This is a genomic window from Salinicola sp. 4072 (assembly GCF_036663415.1).
Taxonomy (GTDB): Bacteria; Pseudomonadota; Gammaproteobacteria; order Pseudomonadales; family Halomonadaceae; genus Salinicola; species Salinicola salarius_A.
Genome location: NZ_JAXOVV010000003.1, coordinates 204,230 through 230,191 on the forward strand (window position 1 = coordinate 204,230; position 25,962 = coordinate 230,191).

At 64.1% G+C, this 25,962-nt stretch carries 21 protein-coding genes and 1 pseudogene; 13 read left to right on the forward strand and 9 right to left on the reverse strand.

Annotated features, from left to right (window positions below):
• The first annotated feature begins 179 nt into the window (after window positions 1-179).
• On the forward strand, window positions 180-899 hold the full coding sequence (locus tag R3F72_RS04475; protein WP_303856072.1) for a GntR family transcriptional regulator: 720 nt from the start codon (window positions 180-182) through the stop codon (window positions 897-899).
• Between the two features lie 20 nt (window positions 900-919).
• Here the strand turns inward: R3F72_RS04475 and R3F72_RS04480 are convergent, their stop codons facing one another.
• Both R3F72_RS04480 and R3F72_RS04485 read right to left on the reverse strand, forming a co-directional pair.
• Window positions 920-1,531 (reverse strand): IMPACT family protein, encoded by a 612-nt coding sequence (locus R3F72_RS04480; RefSeq protein ID WP_087718160.1) that lies wholly within the window; start codon window positions 1,529-1,531, stop codon window positions 920-922.
• 70 nt (window positions 1,532-1,601) lie between these two features.
• Window positions 1,602-2,075, reverse strand: a complete 474-nt coding sequence (locus R3F72_RS04485; protein ID WP_087718159.1) for a LexA family protein — start codon at window positions 2,073-2,075, stop codon at window positions 1,602-1,604.
• A gap of 65 nt (window positions 2,076-2,140) precedes the next feature.
• Here R3F72_RS04485 and R3F72_RS04490 point away from each other — a divergent pair, with 65 nt between their 5' ends.
• The 5 genes from R3F72_RS04490 (at window position 2,141) to R3F72_RS04510 (ending at window position 9,807) form a co-directional block, all read left to right on the forward strand.
• Window positions 2,141-2,305 carry a c-type cytochrome biogenesis protein CcmI/CycH gene (locus tag R3F72_RS04490; protein ID WP_179208828.1) on the forward strand — a complete coding sequence of 55 codons (165 nt, stop codon included), beginning with the start codon at window positions 2,141-2,143 and terminating at the stop codon, window positions 2,303-2,305.
• 81 nt (window positions 2,306-2,386) lie between these two features.
• Window positions 2,387-5,890, forward strand: coding sequence for a chromosome segregation protein SMC (gene smc / locus R3F72_RS04495; protein WP_332779002.1), 3,504 nt, complete (start codon window positions 2,387-2,389; stop codon window positions 5,888-5,890).
• 207 nt (window positions 5,891-6,097) lie between these two features.
• Window positions 6,098-7,339 carry a cell division protein ZipA gene (gene zipA / locus R3F72_RS04500; protein ID WP_087718157.1) on the forward strand — a complete coding sequence of 414 codons (1,242 nt, stop codon included), beginning with the start codon at window positions 6,098-6,100 and terminating at the stop codon, window positions 7,337-7,339.
• A 165-nt stretch (window positions 7,340-7,504) separates the two neighbouring features.
• Window positions 7,505-9,541 carry an NAD-dependent DNA ligase LigA gene (ligA, locus tag R3F72_RS04505; RefSeq protein ID WP_087718156.1) on the forward strand — a complete coding sequence of 679 codons (2,037 nt, stop codon included), beginning with the start codon at window positions 7,505-7,507 and terminating at the stop codon, window positions 9,539-9,541.
• Window positions 9,538-9,807, forward strand: coding sequence for a YheU family protein (locus R3F72_RS04510; RefSeq protein WP_087718155.1), 270 nt, complete (start codon window positions 9,538-9,540; stop codon window positions 9,805-9,807). The genes ligA and R3F72_RS04510 overlap by 4 nt, the downstream gene beginning before the upstream one ends.
• Before the next feature lie 414 nt (window positions 9,808-10,221).
• On the opposite strand, the gene R3F72_RS04515 is transcribed toward R3F72_RS04510, so the two are convergent.
• Window positions 10,222-11,535, reverse strand: coding sequence for a 2-hydroxycarboxylate transporter family protein (locus R3F72_RS04515; RefSeq protein WP_087718154.1), 1,314 nt, complete (start codon window positions 11,533-11,535; stop codon window positions 10,222-10,224).
• 344 nt (window positions 11,536-11,879) lie between these two features.
• Here R3F72_RS04515 and R3F72_RS04520 point away from each other — a divergent pair, with 344 nt between their 5' ends.
• Both R3F72_RS04520 and R3F72_RS04525 read left to right on the forward strand, forming a co-directional pair.
• Window positions 11,880-13,481: an ATP-binding protein gene (locus tag R3F72_RS04520; protein ID WP_256961074.1), complete on the forward strand. Its 1,602-nt coding sequence runs from the start codon at window positions 11,880-11,882 to the stop codon at window positions 13,479-13,481.
• Between the two features lie 3 nt (window positions 13,482-13,484).
• A complete protein-coding gene (locus R3F72_RS04525; RefSeq protein ID WP_087718152.1) occupies window positions 13,485-14,216 on the forward strand; it encodes a response regulator in 732 nt (243 codons plus the stop codon).
• Window positions 14,217-14,313: 97 nt separating this feature from the next.
• Here R3F72_RS04525 and mnmC read toward each other — a convergent pair whose 3' ends face one another.
• The 3 genes from mnmC to R3F72_RS04540 form a co-directional block, all read right to left on the reverse strand.
• Window positions 14,314-16,335, reverse strand: a complete 2,022-nt coding sequence (gene mnmC / locus R3F72_RS04530; RefSeq protein ID WP_332779011.1) for a bifunctional tRNA (5-methylaminomethyl-2-thiouridine)(34)-methyltransferase MnmD/FAD-dependent 5-carboxymethylaminomethyl-2-thiouridine(34) oxidoreductase MnmC — start codon at window positions 16,333-16,335, stop codon at window positions 14,314-14,316.
• Window positions 16,336-16,539: 204 nt separating this feature from the next.
• Window positions 16,540-16,839, reverse strand: coding sequence for a YciI family protein (locus R3F72_RS04535; RefSeq protein WP_303855408.1), 300 nt, complete (start codon window positions 16,837-16,839; stop codon window positions 16,540-16,542).
• A complete protein-coding gene (locus R3F72_RS04540) occupies window positions 16,839-17,390 on the reverse strand; it encodes a septation protein A (protein WP_071230669.1) in 552 nt (183 codons plus the stop codon). Before R3F72_RS04540 ends, R3F72_RS04535 begins: the two co-directional genes overlap by 1 nt.
• A gap of 110 nt (window positions 17,391-17,500) precedes the next feature.
• On the opposite strand from R3F72_RS04540, the gene R3F72_RS04545 reads away from it, so the two are divergent.
• Complete coding sequence (locus R3F72_RS04545; protein ID WP_071230670.1) at window positions 17,501-18,424, forward strand: PHP domain-containing protein; 924 nt, start codon at window positions 17,501-17,503, stop codon at window positions 18,422-18,424.
• 117 nt (window positions 18,425-18,541) lie between these two features.
• Window positions 18,542-19,162, forward strand: coding sequence for an L-threonylcarbamoyladenylate synthase (locus tag R3F72_RS04550; RefSeq protein ID WP_332779003.1), 621 nt, complete (start codon window positions 18,542-18,544; stop codon window positions 19,160-19,162).
• A gap of 83 nt (window positions 19,163-19,245) precedes the next feature.
• Here R3F72_RS04550 and R3F72_RS04555 read toward each other — a convergent pair whose 3' ends face one another.
• Window positions 19,246-20,958 (reverse strand): methyl-accepting chemotaxis protein, encoded by a 1,713-nt coding sequence (locus R3F72_RS04555; RefSeq protein WP_332779004.1) that lies wholly within the window; start codon window positions 20,956-20,958, stop codon window positions 19,246-19,248.
• A gap of 115 nt (window positions 20,959-21,073) precedes the next feature.
• Entirely contained in the window at window positions 21,074-21,961 is an 888-nt protein-coding gene (locus tag R3F72_RS04560; protein ID WP_087718146.1) for an ion transporter, read from the reverse strand.
• 223 nt (window positions 21,962-22,184) lie between these two features.
• Here R3F72_RS04560 and R3F72_RS04565 point away from each other — a divergent pair, with 223 nt between their 5' ends.
• Window positions 22,185-22,751 carry a heme NO-binding domain-containing protein gene (locus R3F72_RS04565; RefSeq protein WP_332779005.1) on the forward strand — a complete coding sequence of 189 codons (567 nt, stop codon included), beginning with the start codon at window positions 22,185-22,187 and terminating at the stop codon, window positions 22,749-22,751.
• Window positions 22,748-24,682: an EAL domain-containing protein gene (locus tag R3F72_RS04570; RefSeq protein WP_332779006.1), complete on the forward strand. Its 1,935-nt coding sequence runs from the start codon at window positions 22,748-22,750 to the stop codon at window positions 24,680-24,682. Before R3F72_RS04565 ends, R3F72_RS04570 begins: the two co-directional genes overlap by 4 nt.
• Here R3F72_RS04570 and R3F72_RS04575 read toward each other — a convergent pair.
• Entirely contained in the window at window positions 24,663-25,553 is an 891-nt protein-coding gene (locus R3F72_RS04575; protein WP_332779007.1) for a CYTH domain-containing protein, read from the reverse strand. The genes R3F72_RS04570 and R3F72_RS04575 overlap by 20 nt on opposite strands.
• Window positions 25,554-25,814: 261 nt before the next feature.
• Between R3F72_RS04575 and R3F72_RS18620 the strand changes: the two are divergent.
• A pseudogene (locus tag R3F72_RS18620) lies at window positions 25,815-25,962 on the forward strand (IS66 family transposase); the annotation flags it as partial.

Here is a 25,962-nt window from a genome sequence, read left to right on the forward strand (position 1 = left end):
TGTGAGCCGATTCACCGTAAGGCGGTTCGCCGGATGCCGAAGGTCGTACGGTAAATTGATGTTAATCGTTTATGATGTGAAAAATCGATTTTTTACTATGGCGTCGAATTCTTGTGAAGGTCAAGACCTGAGTCGGCGAGATAGTGAGTTTCTATCACTGGATCGGAAGGTGAGCACTTATGGGAGTTGAAGCACCCACCGCCAACATGACGGCCAGCCAGCTGTACACGGCCTTGAAGCGCGATTTGATCGATGGACGTTTCGCCGCCGGGCAGAAGCTGGCAATCACCACCCTCAAGCAACGTTACCGGGTCGGGCTCAGTCCCCTGCGCGAGGCGCTCAATCGATTGGCCGCCTATGGCCTGTTGGTGCAGGAAAATCAGCGTGGCTTCCGGGTTCCCGCATTGACGCGTGCCGAACTGGACGACATCGCCGAGCTGAGACAGCGTTTCGAAGGGCAGGCGCTGGCGCAGGCGCTAGAGGCGGGTGACGATGAATGGGAAGCCGGCCTGCTGGCGGCGTTTCACCGTCTCAAGCGGGCCGACGAGACGCCGGGTCAGCTGGAGCATTGGGAGCAGATGCATCTGCAGTTCCATCGTCATCTGCTGGAGCCCTGCGGTTCGCCCTGGCTGTTGCGTTTCATCGAACAGCTGCATGACCAGTTCGATCGCTACCGGCGCATGGCGCCGGCCAACAATGCGGTGCGAGAGACACTCAATGACCAGCACGGCCAGCTGGTCGATCTGGCCATGTCACGCGATACCGCTGCGGCGCGAGCGCTGCTCGAAGAGCATATACGGCTCTCCTACGAGGTGGCGCAGGGTGCCTGCCAGGAAAACGAGATGAGCAAAGGGAAAGGCGGGGCGACAGGGATAGGCGGGGCGACAGAGAAAGCATGACGACGATCACAACGGCGTGATCAGAGCCGCACGAGTGCGCCTTTCAGGCGCCGCTCCAGCACGGCCAGCGAGATGCTGTCATCGGCCGGCCACGCCAGCAGCAGACGCGCCCCCTGGCTATCGTAGTCGGCGCTGACCACCGGAATGTCATGCTCCGCCAGCCAGCGGCGGGCTTCCGCTTCGTTGCTGAAATCGACTTGGATGGTCACGTCGCGACGCTCGGTGAATTCGCGCCGGGGCAGAGTGTCGAGTGCCTTAAGCACGGCCTGGGTGTAGGCACGAACCAGCCCGCCGGTTCCCAGTTTGGTGCCGCCGAAGTAGCGCGTCACCACTGCACCGATCTGCCCCAGTCCGCTGCCTTCCAGCGCCTGAAACATGGGGCGTCCGGCGGTGCCGCCCGGCTCGCCGTCATCCGAAAAGCCGATCGCGATCTGCTCGCCGGGCGCGCCGGCAATGAAGGCGGAACAGTGGTGGCTGGCATCGGGATAGGTCGAACGCGCGTCGTTCAGCAGCACATCGAAGGCGGCGTTGTCGGGTGCATGACAGAGCCAGCAGATGAAACGGCTCTTCTCGATCTCGACGGTATTGGCGTGTCGCGCACGCGGGGCAAGATCGGGAATCGGATAGCGCATGGCGTTCTCTTGGCTGACTCAGGCCGAGTTTTTTGCTCGGCCCGGAAGACTTGGGTCGATTCCGGGGGAATCAGGCCACCTGGGGTGGGTTGCGCATCACGCCCATGACCAGGCCGAGTACCTGCACATCCTCGTTCTTCAGATAGATCGGCGGCATGCTGTCGTTGGCGGGTTGCAGGCGGACGCCGGATTTCTCGATGAACAGCTTCTTCAGCGTCACTTCCTGGTTGTTGATCAGGACTACCGCCGTTTCGCCGTTTTCGGCCGACTCGTAGCGCTCGATGATGATGACATCGCCATCGAAGATGTTGCTGTCGACCATCGAATCGCCTCGAACGCGTAGCGCATAGGTGTTTCGGCGGACCAGCTTCGCGGGGACATGAACCGTGGCATCGTCGAGGCAGGCTTCCATCGGCAGCCCGGCGGCGACCTGTCCGAGCAGGGGGATCTCGACCAGATCGGTGGCATCGATGGGTTCCCAGTTGCCGTCGATCAGCGGCAGGTTCGGCTGGCGCTGCAGATAGCTCGGTGCGGCGTTTGTCATCGTCTTCTCCCGAGGTGGTGCCGCCATCATAGCAAGGCAAACGGCAGCGGCAAGTCGATACTTTGTTGCAGGATCGCCTGCCACCAGCGACTCCGGTTTTCCTGGTGGCGCGGGTTTCCGCGTCCGGCCAGGCGATGCCGCAATCCGGCGATCTCTACGGGCGGCTGGATGACGTCGAGATCGCTGGCGCCAGGACATTGACGCTGGATATCGATCACACGGTGCCTTAGGCTCTGCCGAAACCGGCGATGGCGGGTTGCCGACCGGGTAGTTCGCCATCGCCATATCGGTTCAGGAGCTCGATTCCCCGCATGCGTCTCAAGTCCATCAAGCTGGCCGGCTTCAAGTCGTTCGTCGATCCGGTGACGGTGCCGTTCGACAGCAACATGACCGCCATCGTCGGACCCAACGGCTGCGGCAAGTCCAACGTCATCGACGCTGTGCGCTGGGTGATGGGGGAATCCTCCGCCAAGACCCTGCGCGGCGAGTCGATGACAGACGTCATCTTCAACGGTTCCACCGGCCGTTCTCCCGTCGGCCAGGCCTCCATCGAGCTGATCTTCGACAATCGCGACGGCGATCTCGGCGGCGCCTATGCCGGCTACAACGAGATCGCGGTCAAGCGCCTGGTCACCCGCGAGGCCCAGTCCAGCTATTTCCTCAATGGCCAGAAATGCCGTCGCCGCGATATCGCCGACATCTTCCTGGGCACCGGGCTCGGGCCGCGTTCCTACGCGATCATTGGCCAGGGCATGATTTCCCGGCTGGTCGAGGCGCGGCCGGAAGAGTTGCGCAACACACTGGAAGAGGCGGCGGGAATCTCCAAGTACAAGGAGCGTCGGCGGGAGACCGAAAATCGCCTGCGGCGCACCCAGGAGAACCTCGAACGGCTCGACGACATCCGCGAAGAGCTCGACAAGCAGCTCGAACGGCTCAAGCGTCAGGCCGAAGCGGCCAAACGCTATCGCACCCTGAAAGAGGAAGAACATCGCCTGCGCGGCGAGCTCGCGGTGCTGCGGGAACGCGCCCTGCGCAGCCAGCAGCGCGAAGAAGAGGCGCGCGTGCGCGACTGCGAGATCCAGGTCGAACGCGAGATTCTCGGCCAGCGCCAGTGCGAAACCCGATTGGCGGAAGGCCGGGAGGCCCACGATGCGGTGGCCGCGGAGCTGGAAACGCACCAGGCCGCGTTCTACCAGACCGGCGCCGATATCGCCCGGCTGGAGCAGTCGCTGGAACATGCCCGGCAGCGTGAGCAGCAGCTCGCCGACGATCAGGAGAGCGCCCGACGCGAGCGGGATGCGCTGGCGCAACTGGTCGAGCAGGACGAGACGCGCCGCGCGGAGCTCGATACCCGACTCGAGACGCTGTTGCCCGAAGCCGAGATCGCGGACGAATCGCTGCTGACGCTGGAGCTGCAGCTAGAAGAGGCCGAGGCCCTGGCAGACGAGCACCGGCAACAGTGGGAAGCGTTCAGCGAACGCGACCGGGATGCCCGTCACCGGGCCGAACGCGAGCAGGAGACGATCCGGCGTCTCGAACGCCAGCTCGAAGAGGCGGCCCGTGAACTGGAACGTCGACGGCAGCAGCGGTCCGAACTGCCGGATGTCAGTGATCTGGAGGCGGAAAGAGACGCGCTCCGGGAAGACTTGGCAATGCTGGACGAACGGCAGCAGGCGCTGGAGATTCGTCGCGAAACGCATCAGCAGTCCCGCGAGCGGGCTCGGCAAAGCCAGGCTGAAGCGCAGGCGGCCAGAGACAGCGAACGTGAGCGTCGGCATCGCTGCCAGGGAGAGATCGCCTCGCTGGAGGCACTGATCGACGCGGCCCTCAACGATGACGACGCCAGCCTGGCCGAACAGCTCGGCGATCACCCGCTGGGTAGTGCCCCGCGAGTCGCCGAGCGTCTCCAGGTGGCGGCCGGCTGGGAGCGCACCGTGGCCTGGGTGCTCGCGCCGTGGTTGAAGGCGCGCCTGGCGGATCCGGAAGCCGCCCGCGTGCCGCTGGCGTCGCTGGTCAGCGGTGAGCTGCCGGTGGTCTCGGACCAGTCGCCGGAGGCCGCACCTCCCCGGTCGCTGGGCGCCCGGGTCGAGGGCGCCGGTGCGCTGTCGATGTGGCTGTCGGCGATTCATTGCGTCGATGACCCGGAGGCGGCCTGGCAGATGGTCGCCGACCTTCCCGCGGGGCAGAGCGTGATCACGCAGGATGGCCTGTGGCTGGGGCGGGGCTGGGCCCGGCGTCTCGGTCGGGACGACGCCAATGCGGACAGCGTCCTGCTGCAGCGACAGCGCCGCGATGCGCTGATCGAGGAGATCGCGACGCTCGACGCCACGCTGGCCGAGCATGAAACACGGATCGCACACTGGCAGTCCGAAGTCGAGGCCAGCGAAGCGGCACTGGAAACGCTGGGGCAGGACGAACGCGGGCTCGCCCAGCAGCGTCAGACGCAGGCGACCCGGCTGGCGACGCTGGAGAGTCGTCTCGAGCATGTCATTTCGCGGCTGCGGGAGTTCGATGCCGAACAGGCGCAGGGGCAGGAGCGACACGCGGAGCAGGCACTGGAACTGGAAAGCGTGCGGGAGCGCTGGCAGCAGGCGCTCGATCAGGTCGAGGCCAACAGCGCCGAGCGCGACGCGCTGCAAGCGGCCCGCGAACAGAGCCAGTCCCGGCTCGCGGAGCTGCGCCAGCAACAGCAGCAGACCCGGCAGACCCAGCAGCAACTGGCGCTCGAACGTCAGCGTCTCGAGGCCCAGCGCGGCGAGCTTCGGCAGCAGGCCGAGCGCAGTCGGGAGCAGCTGTCGCGACTCGACGAACGTGTCGAACTGCTGCAGGAACAGCTGGAAACCTTGCGCGAACCCGACGACGATCAGCGTGAACGCCTGGCGCAACGACTCGAAACGCGATCCCAGCAGGAGGCCACGCTCAACCGTTGCCGGGATCGCGCCAATCAGATCGGCGAGACGTTGCGCCAGACCGAGATCGAACGCCAGCAGCACGAACGCAATCTGGAAGGGCTCCGCCAGCGGTTGCAGGAAGCGCGGATGCAGGTTCAGGCGTTGACGCTCAAGGCGGATGCGCAGCAGGAGGCGCTGGCGGAACAGCAGCAGGACGCCCGGAGCCTACAGGAAAATCTCGATCCCAATGCCACGGAATCCGCCTGGCAGACTCGGCTGGAAGAGACCGGTGAGCGCATTCGGCGGCTCGGCGCCATCAACCTGGCTGCGATCGAGGAGTACGAGCAGCAGGCCGAGCGCCGTGATTACCTCGAAGCCCAGCACGCCGAGCTGAGCGAAGCGATCGACACCCTGGAGCGTGCGATCAAGCGTATCGACCAGGAGACGCGCACCCGTTTCAAGCAGACTTTCGAAGAAGTGAACCAGGGCCTGATGGCACTTTTTCCCCGAGTCTTCGGCGGTGGGACCGCATGGTTGACGCTCACGGGAGAGGATTTGCTGGAGACGGGCGTGGCCATTATGGCCCGCCCCCCGGGCAAGAAAAACAGCACCATTCACCTGCTTTCCGGGGGAGAGAAAGCACTGACGGCACTGTCGCTGGTATTCGCCATCTTCCAGCTCAATCCGGCACCTTTTTGCATGCTCGACGAAGTCGACGCGCCACTGGACGACGCGAATGTGGGACGCTATGCAAAACTGGTCAAGGAAATGTCGGAAAGCGTGCAGTTCATCTTCATCACGCACAACAAGATCGCAATGGAAGCGGCCGAGCGATTGATGGGCGTGACCATGCAGGAGCCGGGCGTGTCACGCCTGGTATCGGTGGGGGTGGAAGAAGCGGCGTCGATGGCGGATACGTCCTGATACTGGCGAAAATAGCCAAACCGGCTAATGACGTAATAGGATGTCTCGCATGGGATGGAATTGAAGGGTGATTGCTGATGGGCAAAACTTCGCTTGACAAAGAAAAAGTAGCCCATTTTTGACAAATCACGCTATGCTAGTGCGAACATGCCATAGGCATGTTGTCCTCTTCCAGCATAGTGGCACCGCGAACAGGCAAGACGACCCATGGAACTAAGAGAGTGGCTGATCATCCTGGGGCTGGTTTTGGTGGCGACCATCGTGATCGATGGTTTCCGTCGTCTTCAGCGCCAACGTCGGGTTCCACGCCTAGATCAGGCGATCGGAGACAGCGAATCCGACGCCGGATCCGACGTGGATCCGGAACAGGCGGCCCGCGAGGCCGAGGTCAACTGGGAATTGCCCAATGGAGGGGCACGTGTCGTACGTCCGGCGACGTTTGAACGCAGTGGCAATGGTTCGGAACCGATCAGGCCTTCCGAACCCAAGCGCCAGGAACGAATTCCGAAAGAGGAACTGCAGCGCAGCATCGTCGATCGCCGAACGCGCTCCTCGTTCGCCGACATGCAGCACAACGTCAAGAGCGCCGTTCGCGCGGGTGCCAAACGCGTCAGCGAATCGGCTCATCGCCTGAGCCACAAGCGCGACGCGGAAGAAACACGGGTTCAGAAGACGACGGAGCGCCACCAGGAGCCGAGTCTGGCATCTCGGGAAACCGACGTCGCCGAACCATCGAGCCAGCTGCAGATCACGACGCTGGTGCCGCCCGAGGGCGCGTCGATTTCGTATGACGGTGACCGTGTGGCCAGCGAGGCGCACTCGGCCGATCAGCCCGAGCCCACCCTCTCGGAACGCCGTGTCGAACCGGAGACGGCAGAAGGGTCCGTCGCGCCAGCCGAGGATGCCGACGTATCGCCACGAAACGACGTCGTGACGCAGCATCCGGCGGTGGAGCGTGCCAAGCGTCATCACGTGAGTGCCGCTCGTGCCCGCGAAACCCTGGCGCATTCCGAGGAGATCATCGTCATCAGTGTGCTGGCGAGAACCGAAGATGGGTTCGACGGTGCCGATCTGCTCAACCTGATGCTGGCCTGCGGCCTGCGTTTCAGCGAGATGGGCATTTTCCATCGCTACGAGACCGAAGCGGACGACAGCGAGCTGCAATTCTCGATGGTCAACGTGGTCAAGCCGGGCGTCTTCGATCTCGACAACATGCAGGAGATCGTGACGCCGGGGGTGACCTTCCTGATGCCGCTGCCGGGCGCCAACGACACCTCGGCCGCCTTCGAGGCGATGCTGGAAACCGCGATGGTGCTGGTGCGCAATCTCGGTGGCGAGCTCAAGGACGAGAACCACAGCGTGATGACCGCCCAGACGATCGAGTTCGCGCGTCAACGGGTGCAGGAGTTCGAGCGCCGCCATCGGTTGCATCGCTATCAAGCCAATTGAGTTGGCAAAGGCTCGAAATGAGCCGGACTTGACGACGGGGCCTTTCGGGGCCCCGTCGTCGTTTCGTTTCCTCGTTCGGCCTGAGTCGGGGCTCCGCGTTACGGCAGCCGTGATCGGCTTCCGCTACAATGCGGGTCACTTTGTGCAGCGATCGAATCGAGCGTCATGAGCCAGATCCCCCAAGCGGTCCTCGAGCGGGCCGATGCCCTGCGCCAGCAGTTGGACGATGCCAACTATCACTATTACGTCGAAGATCAGCCGCAGATTCCGGATATCGAGTACGACAAGCTGCTGCGCGAGCTGCAGTCGCTGGAAGCCGATCATCCCGACCTGGTGACGCCGGATTCACCGACGCAGCGTGTCGGGGCTTCGCCGGCCGAACGCTTTCGGGAAGTGACGCATGCCGTGCCGATGCTGTCGCTCGATAATGCGTTCAGCACGGAAGAACTCGAGGCATTCGTCAAACGTGTCGCCGACAAGCTCGAGAGTGACTCGGAGACGCTGAGGTTCTGCTGCGAACCCAAGCTCGACGGGCTGGCGGTGTCGCTGGTCTACGAGAACGGCCGGCTGGTCCAGGGCGCAACGCGTGGCGACGGGCGGACCGGCGAAGACGTCACGCTCAACCTGCGTACGCTCCACTCCATCCCCCTCAAGCTGCGGGGCAAGTCGGTGCCGCCGCTGATCGAGGTGCGCGGCGAAGTCTATATGCGCCACTCAGGCTTCGAGGCGATGAACGAGCGTGCGCGGGAGAACGGCGACAAGGTCTTCGCCAACCCGCGCAATGCCGCTGCCGGCAGCCTCCGGCAGCTGGATTCCTCGATCGCCGCCAAACGGCCATTGGAGTTCTGTGCCTATCAGGTCGCCCGGCTCGAGGGGGACGACAGCGCGCAATCCCATTCCGACTATCTGAAGCGATTGCGCGAGCTGGGTTTCCGTACCAGCCCGCTGCTCGATGTCGTCGAGGGCGCGAGCGGCGTCGTCTCGTTCTGCCAGACGCTGGGCGAGCAGCGCGAGACGCTCGATTACGACATCGACGGCGCCGTGCTGAAGGTCGACAGCCTGCGCGATCAGCGCGAGCTGGGCTTCGTCTCCCGCGCGCCGCGCTGGGCCATCGCCTACAAATACCCGGCCCAGGAGCAGACCACGACGCTCAACGACGTGGCGTTTCAGGTCGGTCGCGTCGGTACGCTGACGCCGGTGGCCAAGCTGGAGCCGGTGCAGGTCGCTGGCGTGACGGTCTCCAACGCCACGCTGCACAACATGGACGAGGTCGAGCGGCTCGGTGTTCGCATCGGCGATACCGTGATCGTGCGGCGAGCCGGCGACGTCATTCCGCAGATCGTCGGTGTCGTCGAGTCGCAGCGCCCGGAGGGGGCGCGTGCCATCGAGATGCCGACGGCCTGCCCGGTCTGCGGCTCGCAGATCGAGCGGCTGGAAGGCGAGGTCGCGGCGCGCTGTTCCGGTGGCCTTTACTGCCCGGCGCAGCGCAAGGAGGCGTTGAAGCACTTCGCCAGCCGGCGCGCGCTGGATATCGACGGTCTCGGCGAGAAGCTGATCGATCTGCTGGTCGAACGCGAGTGGGTCAAGACGCCGGCCGATCTGTTCCGATTGAGAGCCGAACGACTCGCCGAACTGCCCCGGCTGGCGGAAAAATCCGCGAACAACCTCGTCCATTCGCTCGAGGCGGCCAAGCACACCACGCTGGCGCGTTTCGTCTACGCCATCGGCATCCGTGAAGTGGGCGAAGCCACGGCGGCCAGCCTGGCGCGCCACTTCGGTACGCTCCAGGCGCTGCGCGAAGCCTCGCTGGAGGCCTTGAAGGCTGTCGACGATGTCGGCCCCGTGGTGGCCCACCATATCCATACTTTCTTCCGTCAGACACACAACCAGGAAACGCTGGACGACCTGCTGAAGGTGGGCGTGACCTGGGAAGAGGAGGCTATCGGCGAACGGCCGCAGCCGCTGGCAGGGCAGACCTGGGTGTTGACCGGCAGCCTGGAGGGCATGACTCGTGACGAAGGCAAGGCGCGCCTGCAGGCGCTCGGCGCCAAGGTCGCCGGCAGCGTCTCGAAGAAGACCGCTACCGTCGTCGCCGGGCCCGGTGCCGGCAGCAAGCTGACCAAGGCCGAAGAGCTGGGCGTCGAGGTGATCGACGAAGCCACGTTCATCGAACGGCTGAACGCATGGGAGGCAGGAACATGAGTGGACGCTTCATCGAAATCCCGCACCGCATGCTGCCCGCGGAAACGCTGGATGCGCTGCTGGAGACGTTCGTCACGCGGCAGGGGTACGACACCACCGATGTCGCGACGGACATGCATGACTGGGTGCGGGATCTCAAGCGGCAACTCGAGCGGAGCGAGTTGCTGATCGTTCACGACCTGCAGACCGAGAGCACCGAGGTGATGACCCTGGCCCAGTGGCGCAGCTTCGGGCGGGATCTGGCCGATGACGAGGAGGAAGGCTAAACGGTGCGTCCGTTTTGCCAGATGACTAATTCGAGCAGCATTTGCTTACCACTGACCGAGCATCAACCGCCCTTTTGCTCATTATTGCGAGGGGCAAGCCCCTCGCGCTCCCCTTTCTTGACGCCCCAGACGGCGAAACCCTGAACGCCAACCGCCCGCGCTCGGGTCGGCGCGAAAGGGCATCCTGCCCAACGCGCCTCTCGCGTCATCCATGACGCGAGACCCGACGCGGCGATCGTCGTTCAGCGCCGTTCTGGAAGGCGTCATCGGGTGGGGAATTCAAGCGTATCGGTTTATCAGCAAACCAAAACGGCGCCCCGTCATTAAGAACAGGGGCGCCGTTTTGCTTTGTCACCTTTCTCGATGAAGAACAGCCGTTGTCAGGTGAAGGCCACTATCAGGTGAAGGTCGCCATCAAGTAAAGAATAGCGGCACCACGATACTGGAGATCAGCAGGATCAGCGCGCCACCCAAGCGTGAGGAGATCTGGGCGAACGGCATCAACTGCATGCGCTTGGCAGCGGAGAGCACGGCCACGTCCCCGGTGCCGCCCATATTGGCCATGCACAGCCCGGCGGTGATCGCGGACTCGATCGGATAGAAGCCGACCAGCTTGCCGACCAGGCCGGCGCCGAAGGCTGCACCGGCGACGACAGCGAACACGATCAACACGTAGGTGATGGAGATGGCGTCGATCACCTGGGCGAGATCGGTGTAGGCAATGCCGATCCCGAACAGCAGGGCGAAGGTCCAGTTCTTGGCAACGAACTGGAACCACTGCGCCGCGGCGTCGTTGATCGATTCCGGCACGACGTTGGCGATCTTGAGAACGGCGACCAGAATGATCATCAGCGCGTACGGATGCAGCGGAATGAACCCGCCCAGAATCTCGCCGCCGACGAAGAAGGTGAGTGCGGCGACGACGCCGATGCCCAGCTTGGAGAGCTCCAGCTTGCTCTCGCGCTCTTCGATTTCCACGCCCGGCATCATCTGGCCGTTGCCAGTCAGGCTCGGCATGCGGTTGGCCAGGCCGTTGAGCAGGCCGGCGATGATGATGGCGAAGACGTTACCCAGGGCCAGCGCCGGCACCAGGATGGAAATGTAGTAGCTCGCCGGCTGGCCCAGCAGCTGCTCGTAGATCTGGCTCATCGGTACGGCGCCGGCGCCCATGCCGCCGCCCATGATCGGCAGGGCGATGACGACGACAGCGTCCTGCGGCGAGAAGCCCATCATCCAGCCGACGGCGATCGCGAACAGGGCGGCGAATAGCACGGCGCAGATCAACGGCAGAGCGTAGCGCGAGCCGACCTTGACCAGCACGCGGGAGTCCATGCCCAGAATGCTGCCGGTGATCAGCGCGGCGATGTAGAAGTTGAGGAAGCCGCCGCCCTTCATGAACTGGGTCACGTTGTCGACGACGCTGGTCGGCAGCCACTGGACGTAGACCAGCGCTGCGGCGCCGAAGATGGCCAGGATCGCGCCGCCGCCAAGATAGCTCTTGACGATCGGCAGCCGATCACCGATGAAGCCCATGAGTTCGCCCAGGATCATCATCACCAGCAGGGCGCCGATCATCCCGGTCGGGATCGTGTCCGTCGCCATGGAGATGATCAGAACGAGGGTGGCGATGGCGAAAAGCGGTAGGGGAATGCCGAAGATCGGCGTCGACAGCCAGCTGTCTCGACGGCCGGAATCGGCGTGTGCAGTTTGCGTCACGGTTGAAGTCATGGTTGGCTCCCCATGGATTCTCGCCCAAAGGGCGATAAGCGGTATTCTTGCCCGGCGGGCGGTACGGTGCCGAGGATAGAGACCTCACGGTGTCGACCAAGCTTTAGGAAATTATTAAAGCCTTTATAAACTATTGAAAGAAACGCGCTCGAGAGCTGCATACACACGGCCTGGAGGGTATACCACCATGGTCTAAAGCCATGGCGGTTACCGACCGGTTACCTCGAGGGCGGCTGTTGCGGCCGGCATTGTGAAAAGGAGTGGCGGAAGATGTTCGGATTGGCTCGACGCGGCGGCAGGTCTGGCGAGATCGGGCCCACGCGCCCGGCTGGTGGGAACGTGGCGTGAAACGGCTACGTCTGAGTGCCCAGATATTCATCCTGGTCGCCAGCATGATCGTGCTGACGCTGGGCGTGGCGCTGTTGCTGTTCAACTACCAGCTGCGCGCCAATCTCGAGGACACCCAGGGCGAGAGGGTGATGGGGCTGGCGGCGGTGCTGGCCGATCGCAGTGACGTCAAGACGGCGCTCTCCGCCCGCCCCATTGTCCACGATCCCGATTCCGCCTTGCGCCAGCAGATCGAGAGACTGCGCGAGCGGCTGGGGGTGGATTTCATCACCGTCATGGATCTCGATCATCTGCGCCTGACGCATCCCGATCCCGACGAGGTCGGGCGGCATTTCCGGGGTGGCGACGAAGACCCCTCGCTGGCCGGGGAATCCTACGTCTCTCGCTCGGAGGGCACGCTGGGCGTCAGCATTCGCGGATTCTCGCCGGTGCTCGATGCCGGCGGTACGGTCATCGGCGCCGTCTCGACCGGGGTCACGCTCAACCGTGTCGGCCTGTTGCTGGCCGAACGCCGCCAGGGTCTGCTGCTGGGTATCGCACTGCTGATGCTGATCGGCGCCTCGGGCGCCTGGTGCCTGGCGCGCTATATCAAGCGGATCCTGCTGGGGTTCGAGCCGCACCAGATATCCCAGTGGGTTCGGGAGCGTCAGGCGATGCTCTCCTCGCTGCACGAAGGGGTGCTGGCGATCAATGGCGAGGGAGAGATCACGCTGGTCAATCCGGCGGCTTGCCAATTGCTGGGCTCCTCGGCGGCGGCCGACGGTTCGGGGATTCCGGCCGCGACGCTGAAGGAGCTGTTCGACAGCGGCATTCCCTCGCTCGACCGCCGGCTGACGCTGAACGGGCGAGCGCTGATCGTCAATCGCGTGCCCATTCGCGGCGAACGCGGTGCCGACGGAAGCGTGGTGACGCTGCGGGATCGCAGCGAAGTGAATCGGCTCGCCGAAGAGCTGACCGGCGTCAGCCGATACGCCCAGGCGCTGCGCGCCTCCACCCATGAATTCAAGAACCGGCTGCACGTGATCCTGGGGCTCGTGCAGCTGCGCGATCTGGGGCGCCTGGAGCGTTACCTGCGCGAGCTCGACGACACCCTGATCGCGCCGGCGGCGGCCCGGATTGCCGGGGTCAGGGACCCGATCCTGGCCGGCTTTCTTCTGGCCAAGGGCAGCGAGGCCAGAGAGCGGCGAGTGGCGTTCGAGATCGATCTGGAAAGCGAGATACCCGCACCCGACGAAAGCGAGATCATCCATCTTCTGGTATCGATCATCGGCAATCTGGTGGAGAACGCGTTCGAGGCGGTGGCCGGGCGCGAGGCGCCTCAGGTGAGCCTGACACTGGGCGTCGATGCCGGCGCGCTCTCGCTGCATGTATCGGACAACGGTAAAGGCATGGCCGAAGATCAGCAGCGGCTGGCCATGAAGCAGGGAGTCTCCTCCAAGGGCGAAGGGCGAGGCTATGGGCTGGCCATGGTCAAGACGCACGTGGAATCGCTCGGTGGCTCGCTGGCCCTCTATTCGACGCTGGGGCGTGGCACGCTGGTCGAGGTGACAGTACCCTATGCCATGGCGGTAACGCGGGTAACCGACGGAGTGACGTGATCCATGCGCGTACTGGTAGTAGAAGATGATCCGATGGTGATGCGGCTCAATGTCGAGTTTCTCAATCGTATCGACGGCATCGATCTGGTGGCGCAATGCGAAGACTTGCCGGCGGCCAGGGACTTGCTGGCGCGGGAGCCGGTGGACCTGCTGCTGCTCGATGTCTATCTCCGCGAGCACAACGGCCTGTCGCTGGTACGCGACCTGCGCCGCCAGGCCAGGGATATCCAGATCGTGCTGATCACGGCGGCCTCGGAAATGGAAACCGTGCGTGAAGCCAAGCATCTCGGCGTCAGCGACTATCTGGTCAAGCCCTTCGAGTTCGAGCGCTTCAAGGAGGCCCTGACGCGCTGTCTGGATACGCACCGGCGGCTGTCGCGGCTGCCGGCGCGCGCGCACCAGCGCGATCTGGATGCGCTGTTCCGCCGCGAGTCGATTGCCGCCCAGCCGGCCCGCCCCGGCGATTTGCCCAAGGGGCTGACGGCCAATTCGCTCGCTCAGGTGGCGAGAGCCGCCGCCGAACAGGACGGGGCGCCTTTCACCACCGAGGCGCTGAGCGAGAACACCGGCATGTCGCGGGTGTCGGTGCGCAAGTACCTCAAGCATCTGGTGGATCGCGGCGTGCTCGAGGAGTCCTTCCATTACGGCCAGATCGGCCGTCCTTCCTTTACCTACCGTTGCCTCGATGGCGAGACGCTGGCGCATCTGGGAGAGACCGGCACGCCGGGCTCGTGAGGCGAGGAAACCCGATTGACGATTCCGCTGGGCAACACGGCGTCAATCGGAGGCTCCCCGGACCGCAGGTGTCGTATCAGCGCCCGCAGGGGCCGTATCAGCGCCCGCGAATCAGGTCGGCGATGAGGCGTCGACCGGGGTGGAGGTGATCCACCAGCTCGCGCTCCAGCGGCATCGGTTCATCGTATAGCCGCGAGGCGATCAGTTCGGCACACAGCGGGGCACTGACCATGCCGCGGGAACCGTGCGCGGTCGTTATCCACAATCCCGGATAGTGGCTGCCGGGGCAGTCGAAGCGACGCTTGGCATCCTTGCCCAGCGCGGCGTAATTGCTGCGCCAGCGCGCGACGTCCGGCAGCGGCCCGGCGTAGGGCGTCTTGTCCGGGCTGGCGGCACGAACGCTGGCGCGGCCGCCGCAGCTGGCGGGATTGATTCCGGCAAACTGGCGGGCCAGCGCCGGAGCCGTTCGCGCCAGCTCGTCGAGGTTGCGGCGATGATCCGATTCGCGCAGCGTCGTATCGGCATCGTTGGGCGAAAAGGTCGCGCCGAAGGTGAGCATTCCGTCCCGGGCCGGCATTACGTAGCCCTCGGCGCAGAGCACGCGCTCCAGGGTCGGACCGTTGCCGGACTCGGTCTGCTGCGGTAGCGCCAGGGTGGATACCTGGCCGCGAACCGATTGCAGCGGCAGACCGTCGAGCCAGTCGTGGCTGGCGTGGCCGGTGGCGAACACGACCTGATCGACGCGCAGCGGGCTCTGGCCCAGCTGCAACTGCCAGCCGCTTTCCGTCTCCCGCAGTGAACGGAGTTCGGCCTGGTGTGTTTCGACGCCGGGCGTCGCCGCGAGGTGATGACACAGCGCCACCGGATCCACCCAGCCCGCCTGCGGATAATAGAGAGCAGCCTGGTCCAGATCGATGCCGGCGAGCGACGTGGCGTCGGCGGCCTCACTGGCGGAGACGACGGTCGACGGCAGGTCGTAGAGGTTCAGGAACCGGCGCTGGCGTTCGATGCCACGCGCATCCCCGGTCAGTTGCAGCAGCCCGCAGTCCGACCACCAGCGGCGCTGGGGATCGAGGCGCGCCAGCCAGCGCTGCGTGTAGAGCAGCGCGGCGAGATAGAAGCGGCTCTGTAGGTTGGGTTCGATCGCCAGTTTGACGTAGAGCGCGGCCTGAGGATTGCCGGAGGCCCCGGCCGCGATGCCGGTACGATCCACCAGCGTCACCCGACTGCCTCGGCGCGCCAGTGCCGCCGCCACGCTGGTGCCGGCGATACCGGCGCCGATCACGGCCACGTGCGCCGCCGGCCGGGCGGGCGGCGGCTGAAACCAGGGTGTCGCCGCTCGGGCGGAAATGGCCTCGGACGCAGGCCGCGCCGATTCGTCCCGCTCGCCGCGCAGCATCTCGCGCTTGCGGCCAAAGCCCGGCACCTTGCGCCAGCGGAAGCCGGCCGCGGCCAGGCCGCGGCGAACGAATCCCGCGCAGGTGAAGGTAGCAAAGGTCGTTCCCGGCCGGCTGGCGGCGGCCATGGCCTCGAACAGCTCGGGCCGCCACATGTCGGGATTCTTCGACGGCGCGAAACCATCGAGGAACCAGGCATCGACCTGACCGTCCAGCCGCGACAGACAGTCCGCGGCATCGCCGAAGTGAAGATCTAGAGTGACGCGGGCATCCAGTTGCAGCCGGTGGATACCGGCCACGGCCGGCGGCCACTGGTCGATCAGCGAAGCGGCCCGGGACGCCAGTTGCGGCCAGCTGCGCCAGGCGCGTTCCAGTGCCTCGCGGGTGAGCGGATGCTTCTCGGTCGAGACGAGGTGCAGTCTGGCCTCCGCCTGGGCGTGCTCGTCGAAGCACGCCCAGGCGCACAGCATGTTGAGCCCGGTGCCGAAGCCGGTCTCGCCGATCGTGAACGGACGCCGAGCCCGCCAGGCGGCCAGACGCCGTGGCAGGTCGTTGTTGTCGATGAAAACGAAGCGGGTCTCCTCGCGGCCATCCTGACGCGAGAAATAGACATCGTCGTAAGCGGTCGAGAAGGGGGCCTCGACGTCACCGTCGTCGACACGCCAGTCCAGCTCGGCGTGGCGGATGGCATGGCGATGAGGAGGAACCGAGTTGCCGATCATGGTTTCCACGTCCAGCCGCCGGCAGTCAGTCGCTTCATGAAAGCCAGGCGGAGAGCTGTATAAAAATTGAACACTTTCCGCCAGGCGGCGGCTTGTCGGCGGCACGGAAAGACGTCCGCGGGATCTTAACAGTGTTATCCACAGCCACTGTGCAAAACCGTCGCGACAAGGGGTGTGGATAACGGGGCGACGGGGACATCCGGCTTACGGCAGTACCCGCTTGAACGGCTTGACTTGCACTTGGGAGTAGACGCCGGCCGCGACGTACGGATCGGCGTCGGCCCAGCGCTGCGCGGCTTCGAGCGATTCGAACTCGGCCACGATCAGGCTGCCGCTGAAGCCGGCCTCACCCGGATTGTCGCTGTCGATTGCTGGATGAGGCCCGGCGAGCACGAGTCGGCCTTCGTCCTTCAGCGCTTCCAGACGCTCGAGGTGCGCCGGGCGAACCGAGAGCCGCTTTTCCAGGCTGTCGTCGACATCGTCACTGATAATGGCGTATAGCATCAGGAACCTTCCTCCGATTGTGATTGCGAAAGATGGCGGGCCAGGAACAGGGCCTGCCCGACCACGAACAGCAGCGTCAGTCCCAGCATGCCGAAAAGCTTGAAGTCGACCCAGGTCGCCTCGTCGTAGTAGCTGAAGACATAGACATTGAGCGCCGCCATGGCGAAGAAGAACAGCACCCACGCCAGATTGAGCCGCCGCCACACGGCCGCGGGCAGCGCTACCGCCTTGCCCATCATCCGCTGGGTCAGCGTCTGCCCGCCGAACAGCGGCGACAGCAGAAACGCGACGCCGAACAGTGCATTGATGACGGTGGGTTTCCACTGAATGAATGCCGGGTTGCGAAACGCGATGGTGGCGCCGGCCGAGGCGATCACGATGATCGAGGTGATCAGCAGCATCTTCTCGATGCGGCGCTGACGCCACCAGACGATGCCCAATTGCGCCACGGTAGCGGGAATCAGCACCATCGTCGCCATGATGATGTCGCCGCTCAGGTGGTACACGGCGAAGAAGATCGCGATGGGCAGAAAGTCGAACAGCAGTTTCATACGGGCTAGGCCTCTGGCGGGTGGTGGCGGCGCAGACGTTTGACCCGGCTCGTCGCGCCCGTCACCATAGTCGATCTATTCTGACAAAGACGCTGGCTGGCGTCATGCCCATGAGCGTTTTTCCCACCGATGATCGCGAGACTCGTTCGTTGACGCTGCCAGAAACGCTGGAAAGCGTTCGCGGGGTCGATCTGCACCTGCACTCCACGTCTTCCGACGGCAAGCTTTCACCCACCGAACTGGCGGACCTGTGCCATGCCCGCGGGATGACGCACGTCGCGCTGACCGACCACGACACGCTCGATGGCGTCGAGGAAGCGCGACAGCGATGCCGTCACCATGGCATCCACCTGATGGCGGCCGCCGAGCTCTCCTGCCAGTGGCGGGGCATCGCGCTTCACATCGTGGCGCTGTTGCCCCACGGCACCTCCCGCGCCCTCGATGCCGGCCTGGCGTCGCTGGCCCACGCCCGCGAGCTGCGATCCCGAGAAATTGCCCACCGTCTGGAAAAGGTCGGCCTGGACGACGGGCTCGCCAGGGCGCGGCGGGAAGCGGGAAGCGAGCGCCCGCTGGGGCGGCCGGATTTCGCGGCAGCGCTGGTCTCCGCCGGCGTGGTGCCGGATATCAAGACGGCGTTCAAACGCTACCTTGGCGCCGGCAAGCGCGGCGACGTCAGGATGCACTGGCCGGAGCTTGCGACGGTGGTCGGCTGGATTCGCGACGCCCAAGGCATCGCCGTCGTTGCGCATCCGCTGCGCTACGGCATGACCCGGCGCAAGCGCGACCTGATGTTCTCGGCCTTCATCGAGGCCGGCGGCGAGGCGGCGGAGCTGGTCAGCGGCTACCAGAATCCGGATACGACCCACGATCTGGCCCGGCAGCTCGACTTCCATGGCCTGTACGGCTCGATCGGCAGCGATTTCCACTATCCCGGCGGTGCGCTGTCGCCGGGAACGATCAGCCCGCCGCCGCGTTCCCACGTCAAGCCGGTGTGGTGTCATCCGTCCCTGCGAGGCTTTGCCTGCGGCGAATGACGCGGCGTCTGTTACGCTGAAAGGCGGTGACGCTCGGAAAAGCGAGGGTCATCCTACGGACGACCGCTGTCATGCGTGTCGTGGCGGGTTTCCAAAGCGGTTTCAGGAGAGCGTGCAATGACCCAATTCTTCCAGATTCATTCGCAGAATCCGCAGAAGCGCCTGATCGATCAGGCCATCGAGATCCTGCGCCAGGGCGGCGTGATCGCCTACCCCACCGACTCCGGCTATGCGCTGGGTTGCCGGCTGGGTGAAAAGAAAGCGATCGAGAAGATCAAGTGGCTGCGCCAGCTCGACGACCGCCACAACTTTACCCTGGTGTGCTCCGATCTGTCGGAAATCGGCACCTACGCCAAGGTCGACAACAGCGTGTTCCGCCTGCTCAAGTCGCATACGCCCGGCGCCTACACCTTCATTCTCAGCGCCACCAGCGAAGTGCCGCGTCTGCTGTTGCATCCCAAGCGTCGTTCGATCGGCGTCCGGGTGCCGGACCACAAGATCACGCACGCCCTGCTCGATGCCCTCGGCGAGCCGCTGATGAGCGTGACGTTGATTCCGGTGGGTGAGTTCTGGCCGATGACCGATCCGGAAGAGATCCGCGAGCGCTTCGGTGCGCACCTGGATCTGATCATCGACGGCGGTGCCTGTCAGCTCGAACCGACCACTGTGGTCGATCTGCGCGAGATCCCGCCGGTGATCGTCCGCGAAGGGCGGGGTGATTCCGAAGCCTTCCGTTAGGCGAAATCTCGAACTGCACCGTCATTTTTCCAACGCCACGGCGGTTCCACTCGCGGGAAGACGCCGTGGCGCCGGCATCTCGCTCACGCCGGTAACGGTTCAGGGGCCTCGTGTCTCGCATCGGCTATCGACCTCGCCTCGGCGTTGGGCCTGTCATCCGTGGCCGAGCTCGCCTCGACGGGCGCGGCAGGGGCGTGCGAACCCGGTAGGGACGTCGCGGCTGCGGCAGCGGATGACGATGCCACCAGCTTGAACGCATCGCAGCGTTCCTGCTGGCGCTGAGCGCGGTCGTCGAGATCCCGCGTGGCGTGGAGCGTCCGCTCCGCCAGCGCGACATTGCGCTGGGTGGCGGCATCGATGGCGTTGATGGCCTGATCGATCTGGCGAATGCCGTCGCGCTGTTGCTGGCAGGAGAGGGCGATGCCGTCCAGCAGCTCGCTGAGCCGCTGGCTGGAACCCACGGCCGTGGTCAGCGTTTCCCCGGCGCCGACCAGTACGTGGGTGCCTTGCTGCACTTGGCGATGCGTGCCTTCGATCTGCTCGCGAATCGTTCCGGCGGCCTCGGCGGAGCGAGCCGACAGGCGGCGAACCTCTTCGGCGACCACCGCGAATCCGCGCCCCTGCGTGCCAGCCCGGGCGGCCTCGACCGATGCGTTGAGTGCCAGCAGATTGGTCTGGAAAGCCAGCGAGTCGATCATGGCGATCACTTCCAGCGAGGCTTCGGAGCGGGCCTGGGCAGCCTGCATTTCACTGATCGCCGTCGAGACATGTTCCCCGCTGGAATCGATCCGGCGCTGGTTTTCCGCCGACAGGGCCCGCCCCTGATCGGCATGTTCTGCCGTGTGCGAGACGGTTGCGGTGATCTCTTCCATGCTCGCCGTGGTCTGCTGTAGCGCCTGGGCCTGCTGTCGGCTCTGATCGTTGAGGGCGTGGCTGGCGTCGGTCAATTCCAGCGCGTCGTCACGTAGTGCCCGGCTTCCCTGCTGCAGTTGAGAGACGAGATCCAGCAGTGCGAGCTGCATGGCATCCACGCCGGATTTGAGCAGTGCCATTTCGCGCACGCCGCGGGTTGACAGGCGCGTGCCGAGATCACCCTGGGCGATATCGGCGCAGTGTTTCCGGACTTCGCCAAGCGGGCGCAGCAGATGGCGCTGAAACAGGTAGAAAGCAAGCAGGACCAGCAACGCGGTGACCGCTGCGGTCGCCGATAGCCCCAGCTGCAGGCGGCTGACGTTGCGTGACATGGCCTCGGCGCCCGACGCCGCGTTGGCATTCGCGGCGGTGGTCAGCGTTGCGAGACTGGCGTCCAGCGCCGCGGTCAGTTCGTTGGCTCTCTGCACGCTGGCCTGGTAGGCCGAAACATCCCAGGCCTTGAGCGAGTCGAAACCGGGCTGTATGCCGTCATCGATCAGTGCCTGGAAGCGGCTTTGCAGATCGCGATTCGTTCGGCTCTGCTCCGAAGACGGGTCGCCCGTCGGGGAAAGGTCGGCAAGTCGCTGTGTCGCGTGAGCAAAGGTGGCTTCGGCCTGTGCCCAGGTCTTCTTGGCGGGCTTGACGCGCAGGCGGTTATAGTCGGTCTGGTAGCTGTCCAGCAGGACGCGGGTCTGCATCAGTCCCGCGTAGATTTCGCGCGCGGTGCCGAGCTGGACGACATTGAGTGTGTAGACGGAATCGAAGGCATCCCTGGCTTGCTTCATCGCCAGGTAGCTGCCGCCTCCGATCAGTGACGTCAGCAGGGCGAAGAGCAGCAGCATGGCGATGAGGCCGCCCCGCAACGTGAAACGAAACGATTTCATGACAGACTCCCGATGAATATGCACCGCTCGAGGCGGGCTCGAAGGAGTCTGTCGCGGTCATGTCACAGAATGATGACAAAAGGTCATGTTTCGCTGGCTTAGGGGCAGTGCAGAGTCAGTGCGACGGTTTACCGTCGGTGGCCGGCGTCTCGTCCTCATCGCGCGCATTCGGGTCCGGCGTCTCTTCATTGAGCCAGGTGCCGCAGAAGCGGCAATACTTGGCGTCACGCTCGTGGCCCTCGCGACCGCAGCCCGGGCAGGCTTCCTCGGAATAGCGCTCGCGCTGGATCGATCGGATCACTTCGGCCGAGAAGACCCCGGTAGGCACGGCGATGATCGAGTAGCCCAGGATCATCATGAAAGCGGAGATGAACTGCCCCAGCGGGGTCACGGGGGCGATATCGCCATATCCCACCGTGGTCAACGTGACGATTGCCCAGTACATCGACCGCGGCATGCTGGTGAAGCCTGCCTCCGGGGGCTCGATCATATAGATGACCGAGCCGAAGATCGTGATGATCAGCAGTATGGTGGTCAGGAACAGCAGGATCTTGCGCTGGCTGCGCTGCAGCGCTTCCACCAGCATGCGGCCTTCACCGACGAACTCCATGAGTCGAAGCACGCGAAACACCCGCAAGACTCGCAATACCCGCACCACCAGCAGCGATTGCGCGCCAGGTATGAAAAGGGCGAGCCAGGTGGGGAGGATCGCCAGCAGATCGAGAATGCCATAGAAGCTGCGCAGGTAGCGCAACGGCCGCTCGAGACAGTAGAGCCTGAGGACCAGCTCCAGCGTGAAGATTAGCGTGAAGCCCCACTCCACCACGTAGAAAATCTCTCCGAAGCGCTCGTGGAGCTCGGGCACGCTGTCGAGAAAGACGGTCGCCACGCTCACCAGAATGAGCGTGATCAGCGCGATGTCGAAGGCCTTGGCCTGCGGGGTGTCCGATTCGAAGATGATCTGGAACAGCCACTTGCGTAGCGATGAGTCGCCCGATTGCATCGATTGAGTTCCCGTCCCTGGTGTTGAGTGGCGCGGTAGGGCGCGCCTGGCAATTCGTTTACGGCATATTTCAGTTCTCGGCGTGGATACCGATAATGCCAATGATACTTAGGGTTTGCTGGATGTCATTGGCCGTCAGCTCATGCTCGTTCGAAGTTCGTCGAGTCATTGCGATGTACCGGTACCATGCCCAGGCATAAACTGACGCGAGGGTAGTGTTTTCATGATCGGGTTGATTCAACGCGTTCTCATTGATCATGTCGAGGCCAACTACGGCGAAACGACCGTGCAGGTGATCGCGGAGCGGGCAGGCATGCTGCCGCCCGGGCGACGTATCGACACGGATTACGACGATGCCGATACGCTGGCGTTCTTCGCTGCAGTCGGCGATTACCTCGAGCTCGATCATGAGGCGCTGATGGCGCTGTACGCCGATCTGTTCATCCAATGGACGCGCCGACACTACCCCATGTTCTTCTCGATGGCCGAATCGGCGCAAGCCCTGCTGGGGCGCCAGCCGGCCATCCATGTGTCCCTCGGCGCCGGTGTGCGTGACCCTAAACTGCGTAGCCGGGTGAATGACAAGTTTCGGATCGTCGAGCAGAGCGCGTCCTGGCTGGTCGTCGAATACCGCTCGCCGAATGGGCTCTGTTCGCTCTACCGCGCCATCTTCCCCCGGGTGCTCGAGGTGTATGGTCAGGCCGGCGAGCTGGTCGAGACGCGCTGTCGGCATCGCGGTGACGATTGCTGTCGATTCGAAATGACGTTCGCGGAGGAGGCGGTGGCATGAGAAGAGGGCCTGGGGGTTCGGAAGAGCGCGAGCGACACCTGCTGGCGGAGGTCGACTCCATCAGCAACCAGCTATGTCAGGCCGTGGACGGCAACTTCGAGTTCCACGTCCATACCGACAGCGACGAAATCTCGGTGCAGAAGCTGGCTCAGCTCAACAACTTCGTCCTCGATTCGGTACGCCGCACGATCCGGGATCTCCAGGCCTCACGAGACGAGCTCGAGACCCGCGTCGAGGAGCGGACGCAACGCCTGAACCTGGTGCTGACCGCCACCAACGACGGTGTCTGGGAGTGGGATATCGCCAGTGGCAACATCACGTTGTCGCAGCGCTGGTCCAGCATGCTGGGGTTGCCGTATGCCGCAGGGCAGCAGGATGTCGATGAATGGTTACGGCGGATTCACGATGACGATCGCGCCAAGGTCCAGCAGTCGCTGTACCAGCATCTCGACGGGTTGACCTCGTCGGTCAACGTGGAATACCGCATTCGCGACGCTCGCGGCAGCTGGCGAATGATGCTGTGCCGGGGATTGTGCCAGCGCGATGATCATGGTGTGGCGACTCGCATGGCCGGCACCCAGACCGATACCACCGAACAGCGACTCGTCGATCCGTTGACGCTGCTGCCCAATGGGGACTATCTCGATCTGCTGCTGCGAGAACGCCTATCGTGCTCGCCACTGCCGCCGATGGCGCTGGTCAAGTTCCAGCTGCTCAACGTGGCCTCGCTGTTCGATGGTGTGGCGGTCGAGGATGCGATCACTGCGTTACGGGGGCTGGTCCAGCAGATGCGCCGCCAGTTGCCCCTGCAGGTGGCCTTGATCGCCTTGCCGGAACACACCTTTGCGATGATTTTCGAGATCGGTGATGCCGAACGGCTCGATCACGTCCTCGAACCCCTGGAGGCGCTGCTCGCGCAACCGGTGGAGATAGATGGGCAGCAGGTCTGGCTGTCGCACGTCAGCGGGGTGGCGGTATTGAGCCCGTCAGAGCCGGTGAGTGTCGACGAATGGCGCCATCGGTCGCGTCTGGCCCTGGCCAATGCACGCCAGTCGGATATCGGCGCCCGGCGCTACTACAGTGAATCGCTACGGCAGTGGGAGCGACAGAACAGCCAGGCCGAGCAGTTGATTCGTGGGGCGCTGGCGACTCGTGGGGTTCGCTGTTTCGTGCAGCCGATCATCGACGTTTCGAAAGGCGAGGTTCGCTGTTTCGAGGCGTTGATGCGCTTGCAGGCACCGGGAGGCACGATCGTGGGGCCTGGCAGCTTCATCGAGGTCGCGGAACGCTCCGGGTTGATCTCCCCGCTATGGGAAGCGCTGATGAAGCAGGCATTGCCGATGCTCGAGGACGATGCCATCCGTCAGCGCTTCGGCGACCGCTTTCTGTTGAGCGTCAACCTCTCGACGCGCCAACTGATGGACCCGAGCCTTCTCGATACCCTGCTCGAGGCATTGGATCACCACGGGGTTCCCTGTCATCGACTCCAGATCGAAGTCACCGAGACCTCGGTGCTCAGCGATCCGGTCAAGGCGTTTCGCATTCTCGACCGGATCCGGGCTGCCGGCATCCGTGTGGCGCTGGACGATTTCGGCAGCGGCTATTCTTCTCTGGCGCAGTTGACCTCGATGCCGATGGATACGGTCAAGATCGATCGCGAACTGGTCACGGACGTCACCACGTTGCCGCGCAAGCGCCATGTGCTGTCGGCTGTGATCGCGCTCTGTCAGCGCCTGGACTACGGCATCGTCGTGGAAGGCGTCGAGGAGTGCGAGACCCTGAATCTCCTGCGTGAATGGGGTGTCACCGACATTCAGGGTTATCTCTACGCCCGACCACTACCGCTGGATCGACTGGTCGAAGATTTCACGCTACTCGATCCCTGCGAGTTTGATACCGGTGTCGAGGAAACTAGGTATCCTGACGCCTGAGAGCCAGCCAGGCCTGGCTGTCCCAGGGAACGCTTCCCTGATTCAGGGCGGCTTGAATTCGCTCGATCGCCGGAATGCGTTCGCCATGTCGAAGAGGGGATTCCCGCCACGGGTGAACGAGCCGTTCGCACTGTGCTTCGGCGCTGGCGAGCCAGGCGCCATCCTGGCTGTCCTGCCAGTTGTCGATCGCGTCGATCAGCGTATCCACGGAAACCTCTCGATGCGAAGAAGGCTCGGGCCATCCGCTGCCCAGGCAGGCGGCTCGGCTGGCCTTGCTGTGGTTGGCCGGACGCGCCGGTAGCGGCGTTGTCTCCGGGGTTGCCGGTTCGCACAGGGCCTGCGCCAATGCCCAGAGCTGCTCGGGGTGGCCGCTCTTGAGTTCGAGCTCGAGCTCGCAGATCGGCAAACTGGCGTCGCCCGCATGAATGGCGCCCTGGTCCAGCGCTATCTCGATATCGCTGCCCTCGGCCTGGTAACGCCAGAGCCGACGCTCGAAATCGGTAGTGAAGACCGGACGCAGCGTCGCGAGGTCCAGATCGGCGAGGGCGGGATGCTCGAGGGCGCGCAGCCCGTTCGCGTCCAGGCCCGCGGCATTGCACTCGGCCTCATCAATCGACCACTCCCATTCGCCCCGGCTCGACAGCCCACCGCGGCTCTCTGCGGCACTCTTGAGAGTCTGCAGGCGTTGCTCTCCCTGACGACGGACCCGCAGCGCGACCCGGCGCGACTGCAATATCGCCTCGGCGGTGTCGTAATACTGATTGCCCAGAGAGACCATGCGCGAGACCATCGTCCGCAACAGGGGGTGATCGATCAGGCGGGCAGGACCCTCGGGCGACAGTGCCAGTTTGAGTTCGATCTCGTCGCTCATGCATGCTCCGCAATGGTTTTCGGAATGATAGGTTGCTCTGGATGAAAGGCCGTCCTGAATTGAAAGGTCGTCCTGAATTGAAAGGTTGTCCTGAATTGAAAGGCCGTCCTGGACAAAAGACGAGCGCTGTCGCGAATACAAGACAGGACGTCGGTATCAACATGAATTGTAACTATTCAGGTGGCTGCGGATGGCATGTCGCCAACCACCTGATTTTTTTGGCATAGTGTGCCTGATCCTTCGGCACGTCTATGCGGTGACATGACCATCAGCGATATCAACGTCGACGAGGCCCTGGAACGGGTCCGGCAGCAGCTCAAGGAAGACCACACGGTCTCGCCTTCCTTGCGTGCTGCCATCGACGTGCTGATGCTGCTGGTCAAGCTGATGGCCGACCGACTGGCCACCA

What these genes read in the sequence shown, in the direction of transcription:
- R3F72_RS04475 (WP_303856072.1), top strand. Translation starts at nt 180, where the DNA reads ATGGGAGTTGAAGCACCCACCGCCAACATGACGGCCAGCCAGCTGTAC.
- R3F72_RS04480 (WP_087718160.1), bottom strand. Translation starts at nt 1,531, where the DNA reads ATGCGCTATCCGATTCCCGATCTTGCCCCGCGTGCGCGACACGCCAAT.
- R3F72_RS04485 (WP_087718159.1), bottom strand. Translation starts at nt 2,075, where the DNA reads ATGACAAACGCCGCACCGAGCTATCTGCAGCGCCAGCCGAACCTGCCG.
- smc (WP_332779002.1), top strand. Translation starts at nt 2,387, where the DNA reads ATGCGTCTCAAGTCCATCAAGCTGGCCGGCTTCAAGTCGTTCGTCGAT.
- zipA (WP_087718157.1), top strand. Translation starts at nt 6,098, where the DNA reads ATGGAACTAAGAGAGTGGCTGATCATCCTGGGGCTGGTTTTGGTGGCG.
- ligA (WP_087718156.1), top strand. Translation starts at nt 7,505, where the DNA reads ATGAGCCAGATCCCCCAAGCGGTCCTCGAGCGGGCCGATGCCCTGCGC.
- R3F72_RS04510 (WP_087718155.1), top strand. Translation starts at nt 9,538, where the DNA reads ATGAGTGGACGCTTCATCGAAATCCCGCACCGCATGCTGCCCGCGGAA.
- R3F72_RS04515 (WP_087718154.1), bottom strand. Translation starts at nt 11,535, where the DNA reads ATGACTTCAACCGTGACGCAAACTGCACACGCCGATTCCGGCCGTCGA.
- R3F72_RS04525 (WP_087718152.1), top strand. Translation starts at nt 13,485, where the DNA reads ATGCGCGTACTGGTAGTAGAAGATGATCCGATGGTGATGCGGCTCAAT.
- mnmC (WP_332779011.1), bottom strand. Translation starts at nt 16,335, where the DNA reads ATGATCGGCAACTCGGTTCCTCCTCATCGCCATGCCATCCGCCACGCC.
- R3F72_RS04535 (WP_303855408.1), bottom strand. Translation starts at nt 16,839, where the DNA reads ATGCTATACGCCATTATCAGTGACGATGTCGACGACAGCCTGGAAAAG.
- R3F72_RS04540 (WP_071230669.1), bottom strand. Translation starts at nt 17,390, where the DNA reads ATGAAACTGCTGTTCGACTTTCTGCCCATCGCGATCTTCTTCGCCGTG.
- R3F72_RS04545 (WP_071230670.1), top strand. Translation starts at nt 17,501, where the DNA reads ATGAGCGTTTTTCCCACCGATGATCGCGAGACTCGTTCGTTGACGCTG.
- R3F72_RS04550 (WP_332779003.1), top strand. Translation starts at nt 18,542, where the DNA reads ATGACCCAATTCTTCCAGATTCATTCGCAGAATCCGCAGAAGCGCCTG.
- R3F72_RS04555 (WP_332779004.1), bottom strand. Translation starts at nt 20,958, where the DNA reads ATGAAATCGTTTCGTTTCACGTTGCGGGGCGGCCTCATCGCCATGCTG.
- R3F72_RS04560 (WP_087718146.1), bottom strand. Translation starts at nt 21,961, where the DNA reads ATGCAATCGGGCGACTCATCGCTACGCAAGTGGCTGTTCCAGATCATC.
- R3F72_RS04565 (WP_332779005.1), top strand. Translation starts at nt 22,185, where the DNA reads ATGATCGGGTTGATTCAACGCGTTCTCATTGATCATGTCGAGGCCAAC.
- R3F72_RS04570 (WP_332779006.1), top strand. Translation starts at nt 22,748, where the DNA reads ATGAGAAGAGGGCCTGGGGGTTCGGAAGAGCGCGAGCGACACCTGCTG.
- R3F72_RS04575 (WP_332779007.1), bottom strand. Translation starts at nt 25,553, where the DNA reads ATGAGCGACGAGATCGAACTCAAACTGGCACTGTCGCCCGAGGGTCCT.